General features: G+C 28.2%; 7 protein-coding genes. 1 reads left to right on the top strand and 6 read right to left on the bottom strand.

Features of this window, described 5'->3' with window-relative positions:
* The 4 genes from QIA46_RS06175 to QIA46_RS06160 all read right to left on the bottom strand — a co-directional run bounded on the left by QIA46_RS06175 (position 1) and on the right by QIA46_RS06160 (position 3,828).
* Entirely contained in the window at positions 1–1,353 is a 1,353-nt protein-coding gene (locus QIA46_RS06175) for a PBSX family phage terminase large subunit (RefSeq protein ID WP_418906033.1), read from the bottom strand.
* On the bottom strand, positions 1,350–1,916 hold the full coding sequence (locus tag QIA46_RS06170; RefSeq protein WP_418906032.1) for a DUF603 domain-containing protein: 567 nt from the start codon (positions 1,914–1,916) through the stop codon (positions 1,350–1,352). The genes QIA46_RS06175 and QIA46_RS06170 overlap by 4 nt, the downstream gene beginning before the upstream one ends.
* 181 nt (positions 1,917–2,097) lie before the next feature.
* Positions 2,098–2,625: a DUF643 domain-containing protein gene (locus QIA46_RS06165; protein ID WP_012644035.1), complete on the bottom strand. Its 528-nt coding sequence runs from the start codon at positions 2,623–2,625 to the stop codon at positions 2,098–2,100.
* 189 nt (positions 2,626–2,814) lie between these two features.
* Positions 2,815–3,828, bottom strand: a complete 1,014-nt coding sequence (locus QIA46_RS06160; RefSeq protein ID WP_418906031.1) for an ErpC protein — start codon at positions 3,826–3,828, stop codon at positions 2,815–2,817.
* A gap of 431 nt (positions 3,829–4,259) precedes the next feature.
* Here QIA46_RS06160 and QIA46_RS06155 point away from each other — a divergent pair, with 431 nt between their 5' ends.
* A complete protein-coding gene (locus QIA46_RS06155; protein WP_418906030.1) occupies positions 4,260–5,036 on the top strand; it encodes a tyrosine-type recombinase/integrase in 777 nt (258 codons plus the stop codon).
* Between the two features lie 5 nt (positions 5,037–5,041).
* Here the strand turns inward: QIA46_RS06155 and QIA46_RS06150 are convergent, their stop codons facing one another.
* Positions 5,042–5,467 (bottom strand): DUF261 domain-containing protein, encoded by a 426-nt coding sequence (locus tag QIA46_RS06150; protein WP_418906029.1) that lies wholly within the window; start codon positions 5,465–5,467, stop codon positions 5,042–5,044.
* 51 nt (positions 5,468–5,518) lie between these two features.
* Positions 5,519–6,847, bottom strand: coding sequence for a DUF244 domain-containing protein (locus QIA46_RS06145; protein WP_418906028.1), 1,329 nt, complete (start codon positions 6,845–6,847; stop codon positions 5,519–5,521).
* Positions 6,848–7,206 lie beyond the last annotated feature (359 nt).

The raw sequence follows: 7,206 nt of genomic DNA, 5'->3' as shown, positions 1-7,206 counted from the left end.
TTACAAAAATCTTTGATTGCCAAAGTGAACACTTCTCTCTCTATATCCTAAAGACAACATCAAATATGCTGCAGATATTGCATCAAGAGCGTCATCATGGGTTTTATTATCCCCCTTATACGAATAAATATCATTAAATACAGAAAAGCTGCTGTATTTCGTAATGTAAAGTTTTTTGTAAGTAAACGGCGTAATTAACGTTGTTATTCTGCTAAATTTATTAGACTTTGGTTTAACTGGGGTAATTCTAAAATAATGACTCATATTTTTCCTAAGTAGCACGTATTCACGGGTCAATGCACCAGCACCTTTTGTATTGTCTCTATCCTCTAAATACAGTGTATGTACATTGAAATTTTCTAAAACGGTCTTTACCATATTCATAATATAAGGATCATTAGCTGGTCTTTGGTCTTGAAATACAAAAGCATAATACTTATCATCAACTCGCTCCATAACACATAATGCAGTGTTATCCCCGCCAACACTAAATGCTGGGTCTAAATATGCTATCGGGCTAGTAAATATATAATCATCAGTAATATTTATTTGTGTAAAAATTGAATCAGTGCTTGCTATCCACTCACCTAGCAAAACTCTTGCTTTATATGATGGTATATCTTTATAAAGTTTTTCTTGTGTTTCGATAAATCCTTTACTAAGTAGCACATTATCATAAGTTGTAAAATTATATGTCTTAAAAGTTGCTATATTATCAATATAATCGGTTTTAAAATAGTGTTCCGGATGATCGGGGTTAGTATCAAAAATAATAGTTTCTTGCCCGCATCTTAGTCTTTTTAAGACTTCCTCTAAAGTTTGCTTGTGTAAAGTTGTAGCCTCATTAACAAAAATAAGTGCCGAATTACTTCCCCTAAATCTTTCAAAATCACTTGCCTTATCTCCACCATATAGATTAATACGTAGTGAATCAATCAGAATATATGAATTATTTGTATGTCTTGGGATATAAGGAATTTTAAGAAGTTTACATAGCTTTTCAAATTGTCCCAAAACATTAACTTCAACTGAGCGTTGTGAATTCCCAATAATAAAATTATTAGTATCACTAGAGTATAACTTTTTATTTTCAATTAAACTTTTGAGAAAAAGATAACATGCAAGATACGTTTTGCCACTAGCTATGCCTCCGCTGAGTATAATCTTCTTTTCATTATTCTTTTGAATGCTTTTTATCACATTTTTTTGTTTTAAAGTTAACTGTTCTTCTTCAAACTTATCAAAATTAATTGAAGAATTTGTTAGCTTTACAAATTGTGATATATCAACTCCATATTTATTTTTGTATTCCTTTTGTAGTGTTGTAAAAAGTTTTGTTTGATATAAGTTCACTTGTGCCCTTTGCTATTTTTGTAGTTGCTTTTGCTTTCAGCCTCATTAGCAGTTGCAAGTTTTTTCATACATTCATAGTAAAGCTCCATTTCTCTTATTGAGCACTCCTTTATATATTCATCAAGCTCGCTTTTTAAAGAATTAATTTCTCCATTAACAACTTGCTTGTTTTTTTTACTACTTGCTTTATTTAAAGCGTCAATTTCGGCTCTTAAATTTTCTATTTTAGTATACATACTAACAAGCTCAACACTAGAATATTGCTTAAATGCATTTATAAATCCTAATTCTAAATTAGCCCGCTCTAAATCCAATTCGCTTCTAACTTTCCTAGCGTTAACTTCTGATCTAAAGGTTTGCGACAAAAGGTGTTCAAAAGTATCTTCACTAATTGTTACTCTAGAGTCCTGGTTAACAACACTTTCTCCACTTTCCCACTTTTGTCTCATTCTCCACACATTTACTTTAGAAACTCCTAATTTCTTCGCTATTTCTACATCACTTAATAAGCCCTCACTAAAATACGCAGCATAATCATCAAAAGACCTTTTAGCTCTTTTCAAAACAATTTCTCCTAAAATAACTAAATTAACAAATTGTTACTCTAAATAGTAAATCAATTTGCTAATTGTTAACATAAACTATTATATTTTTGATGTTTATTGATAGATATTTGATATTTATTGTCTTTTATTAATTTAGAAATAGCAATTACCTAGTTTATTGAATTTTGGAATAACCTGATTATACTAATTTGGAAAAATCTTTTATTGTTTTTAGAAGATACTTCCTTGTGCAAATTCCCTTATCATAATAGTGCATGATTATAAATAATATCTCTACAAAGTCGAGAACCACATTTATTGATTCTCGTTCTGGATCTTTATTACCAATCTCATCCATAATATTAGAAACAATACTCAAAAACCGGGTAGAATACTTCTCACCCATCTTTTCCAAACATTTTTCTAGCATTCCTTTCTTGTAGCTACAATCAAACTTCCTATTTTGGAAATTTTTATACTTTTCTATTATATGCTTATCTTTCAGAACGTCTTTAATAAAATTTTTTGCAGGATCTATAATATAATCTACGATTTCATCAATACTTTTTCCAGTTTTTCTTTTGTATTCTTGTATTGATAGAAAACCTCTATAAAAATCCTTTTTTTGTTTCAGAGTTAATTGCTTAACTCCATAAAGTTTGCTTATTTCCTTTTTTGTGCCTGGACTCAAGCAATCATAAAAATCTGAAATCTCATTTATATACATCATAACTCTAGAGAGTATATAAATAAACAATATTTTAAACAATAGTTTTTGATACTTTTTAAATGAAAATTTTGATAGAAAACATTTTTATGGCTATAGCAATAAAATCTACAAAAAAATAACAACTAGTCATTTTTTACTAGCTGTTATTTTATGTATATAAAATTTAATTACATCTAAAACAATTTATTATGAATTACTATCCTCGATGTATCCTTTAATTGTTTCAAAATTATCTTTATCTTCAAGATATTCTTTAACTTTATCCAACTTTGATTTTAATTTTTCTAAATCCGATTTAATGTCACCAACCTTTACAATATTTTTATTTTTTTGATTATTCTTACTATCATACTCGTCTTCTTTTATTTTAGCCCTTAATTCTCCTCTAGCTTTTTCTAAATCATCAATAAGATTTTTTAATCTACCACTTTCGTCTAATTCAATGGACTCATCCCAGATAGAATAAAGAGAATTGTCTCTTGAATTGTCACTGGTAATCTTATCATAAATAGCCCCCGTAACCTTATCTTCAACTTCTTGTCCAGATACTTCCATTCTTTCTTCAAAAAAAGACTTTGGATTAATACTATCAATATCTCTATTTATCTTATCTATTTTATCTACAAAATCTTTGATTTTATCTTTGACCTGCTTTTCTTCTTCTCTTTCTCTCTCTCTTTCTTTCTCTCTTTCTTTCTTTTGATGTTCTTTCTCTTGATGTTCTTTCTTAGCTTTTCTTTGTTGCTCTTCTTGTTGTCGTTTTTGTCGTTCTGATTTTTCTTTTTCTGCTTTAGCCTTAACTTTTTCTTCTTCTTGTTCTTGTCGTTTTTTTTCTCCGTTTTGGTCTTCTACTTTTTTTTCTTGTTGACCACCACTTTGTTTTGCTGCTTTTACTTTTGGTGCTGGTGTATTGTCATGATCATTTTCCGGTAATACTAATGGCGGATTTATTCCGATGCCACTAGGATCATCGCCCTGCATTAATTCTTCTTTTTCTTCTTCTTGCAATTTTTTTGCCAATTCATCTACTATTGGACCATTTGAGGCGATTTTATCTTTTGTTGGATCTAAAGCCCTATCTATAAATCCGTTAACTTGCCCTTTTGTTTTTTGCTCTAAATCTTTAATTGCATAATTCTTACAAGAACTTATCAGCACAAAAACAGAATAAATAATTAAAATTTTTATTATCTTATTCATAAGTTACTCCATAAAGTACTAATATTACCACAACACCAAATAATTGCAATATTTCAAAGATTTAAATATATAATTTTGTTACATTCAGCTGTTACATATTAACAAAACGCAAATGTAATTTTAACCAACTCCCCAAAATCTCTCCATTGCAAATGCACTACTCATTACAAAAGACTACAAAACACATACAAATTAAATTTCAAAGTCTTTGCTATATATCACTTAAAGTATTATATCTTTCTTAAGTCCACCCCTTAAAAATTGCCTCTTCTGTTTATTACAACCACTCTACAATCCAAATTTTGCATGCAATGAGAAGCCACACAATTTGACTAAATTTTTTTGTTTTTGGTAAAATATAAATTACATTTTTCATCTATTTTTATTACTTTTACTTAATTTAAAAGTAACACTTATAAGGAGAGGATTTTATGGACATAAATAATTATCTTAATTTAAATAATTTCAACATCGATTTTATGCTCAAATTATTACAAGATCATCAAAAACTAATAAATGAAAACAAAATTCTTAAAAATTCACTAAAAATTTCTTCTAAGCCTACTAAAAAAGCTTCAAAGCCAACTCCTAAATTTTATTTGACCCCAAAAATTGGCAAACTAATTGAAAAATGCATCAAAACTCTTAAACAAGCTGATCCAATATCTGGTTGGTTTTTACATTTACTCGCAATAAGTGGCTGCAGGGGCACCGAACTGCAAAAAGTAAAAATGCAAGATATTTCAACTTTTTTAAGCAAAAATGGAAAAACTTTATACAACATAAAAGTAAATGTGGCAAAAAAAAGAAATGTAACTTGTATTAGAGAAATTGTTATCAACTCAGAAGAGTTCGAGGCTATCCAAACAGCACACAAAAATCATTTTAATGAGAAAAATCTTGATACAAGACGTACTTATTTTTTTCAAAAATCCAAACATAAGTTTAAAGACAACCAAATTAGCATTATCCATATTTCTAATAAATTTAAAAATCTTCTTAAAAAATCGGGGTTTCGTGTAAATAAATCTCTCCATCTATGTCGAAATTTATTTATTTCAAATTTGAAATCTAACGGCTACAATTCTTTTCAAATTAAAGAACTTATGAAATATTCTTCAACCAATGAAATTGATAATATCTACGGCCTATCTTCTGCTAATAAAATTCAAGCTTATGAATGTGCTAAAAAGTGCCTTAAACTTTAGTAAAACTATTTCAGTTTAAATATACGTTTTGAAGTTACTTTAAATATTTTCCCACGTGGCTTTAAATCAAGTGAATCATATAATATTTCTTTATTTTTTGTTGCTATAAAGTGATATCCATTAACCTTATCGATTTTAACTTCACTTATTTCAAATTCATTTGCTGCACCCAAATAATTCGAAGTTTCATATCTCACACTACTTCTAATTCCATAGTAATTAAGTATCATACATGGATTCATAATAAAACAATTACTCTTGATGTAACCAAGTCCTATAAATCTATAATACGCTGTATTTATTTCATATGCATTAAATTCGCGTTTCTTAAATAGACTTGTATAATAATGTAGACACAAAAAGTAACAACCCCACCTTTGTATCTCTGGTCTTAAAGTTCTATTGTTTTGTTTTATTTTATTAATAATCATTGATTTCCTCTCCTATATTAAATTGTTTCTTTAATTTTTTAGTGCACCCATTCACATGGGGACACTGACATTATTTGCAAATGCTATATTGCTTGGGAAAAGTAATGTTTCACTTGTTGGCAATAACCCACTTAATCTATCTGATATTGCCCTTTTCTTAGAGTCAAAAGTGAACACAAATTCTCTAAATCTATAATTTACGTGCTCAATTAGTGGACATATATTCGTAATATTGTAGGTTTTCATTTTGATTATATCTTTAAGATACTTTTCTCTTTTTTTGTGTTCGTTTTGCATTTTACTTAATTCTTTTTTTGCACTATCAACTTCCATTAAATCACACGCAACATTTTCAGCAACTTGCCTATCCGTAATTTCAAGCTCTATACAATCAACATATTCTACAAATTCTCTTGCCCAATCAAACTCAACTCCAGAGCTATAAAATTCACTTCTTTCTACTAAATCTTCAACTAGTTTTATCACTTCATTATTATCATTATTTAATGTTTGTAAGTTGATATTATTATTTTTAAATATTTGAGTTCTTATGTTAAAAACTTCCCTCTCGCATTTGTGAACATGTTCAAGCACTTTTGCTATTAAGCCATCATTTCTCTTAATCTTACAGTTAACTGGTACTGCATCTATTAAAAAGAATAAATTACAATACTCAAGTCCAGTACATGCTAACTGCATTTGTGCTTGCACATAGTATTTGAAAAAATATTTACTGCTTAAAAAATTGCCATTTTTATTATACTCAGCAATTGCACTGCTCATATAATTAGAATCACTGCTTTTAATTTCTAAAAGCTCTACTGTGCCATTACTATTTATAAACCAACCATCAATTGTTGATCCAACAAACATTTCTGATTTACCAGTTTTCTTGAAATAATTATACTTATCAACACCGTTAGCATATTTGTTCTTATACAAAATATCAATATTATCACCATGTGCTTTAACAAATTCTCTAAATCCTAAATTCTCTAATTCTTTGCCCTTGAGCATATACAAATTCTCTTCAAAAGGTAGGCTCATTCCAAAATATTTAAGCACTCTGTTAATCATCAAGTCTTTAAGTCCTGCACCTCCAATCAAAACATTACCTACTTCACTAGCTCCGTACCTATCAAGTTCATTTCTTTGTGTGCTAAAATCAATATTTCGATTAAATCTAAAGCATTCTTGACTGCTTATTCCTGGTAATTTTTTACCTATCTTGCTTAATTTACTTTTTTCTTTAATGGGAGAAGATTTTTCCTCAATTATTTCACATCCAGTAAAACTTTGTTGTTCAACACTTGTCATTTTGAGCTCTCCTTTATTTATATTTTGTATTTCTTGATTATTATTGTTTGAAAGATTTTCCATCTTTTTACTCCTTTATTTAGTAATAAAAATAAGTATATAGCAAAAACTATTTTTGCCAACTTTTTTACAAAAATTTTTACAAAAAATAAAGTTTGGCTAGTTTTTTGTTCTAACCAAACCTTATTCTTAGTTTTTAAGGTTGTCTCATTATGATAAAGTTAATCTTACTATACATAAATATAGTAACAAAACCAATTTTTGACAATTTTTTATAACCATTTTCACAAAAAAAGGCTTAACTATATCCTTAAATAAAAGAACATGGTTAAGCCCAAGCTAAATCGGATTTATAATAACATAAATGGTTTAAGTTTCCTCCTGTAATTTTTATTATAATATTATAAATATTAAAAACTATT

Source organism: Borreliella carolinensis (genome assembly GCF_032595855.2).
Taxonomy (GTDB): Bacteria; Spirochaetota; Spirochaetia; order Borreliales; family Borreliaceae; genus Borreliella; species Borreliella carolinensis.
The sequence above is the reverse complement of the archived record's forward strand: the minus strand, read 5'-3'. Positions and strand labels throughout refer to the sequence as shown.

Bases quoted from the DNA above. Each gene is read 5' to 3' on its own strand.
- QIA46_RS06145 (WP_418906028.1), bottom strand. From the start codon at position 6,847: ATGGAAAATCTTTCAAACAATAATAATCAAGAAATACAAAATATAAAT.
- QIA46_RS06155 (WP_418906030.1), top strand. From the start codon at position 4,260: ATGGACATAAATAATTATCTTAATTTAAATAATTTCAACATCGATTTT.
- QIA46_RS06150 (WP_418906029.1), bottom strand. From the start codon at position 5,467: ATGATTATTAATAAAATAAAACAAAACAATAGAACTTTAAGACCAGAG.
- QIA46_RS06165 (WP_012644035.1), bottom strand. From the start codon at position 2,625: ATGTATATAAATGAGATTTCAGATTTTTATGATTGCTTGAGTCCAGGC.
- QIA46_RS06160 (WP_418906031.1), bottom strand. From the start codon at position 3,828: ATGAATAAGATAATAAAAATTTTAATTATTTATTCTGTTTTTGTGCTG.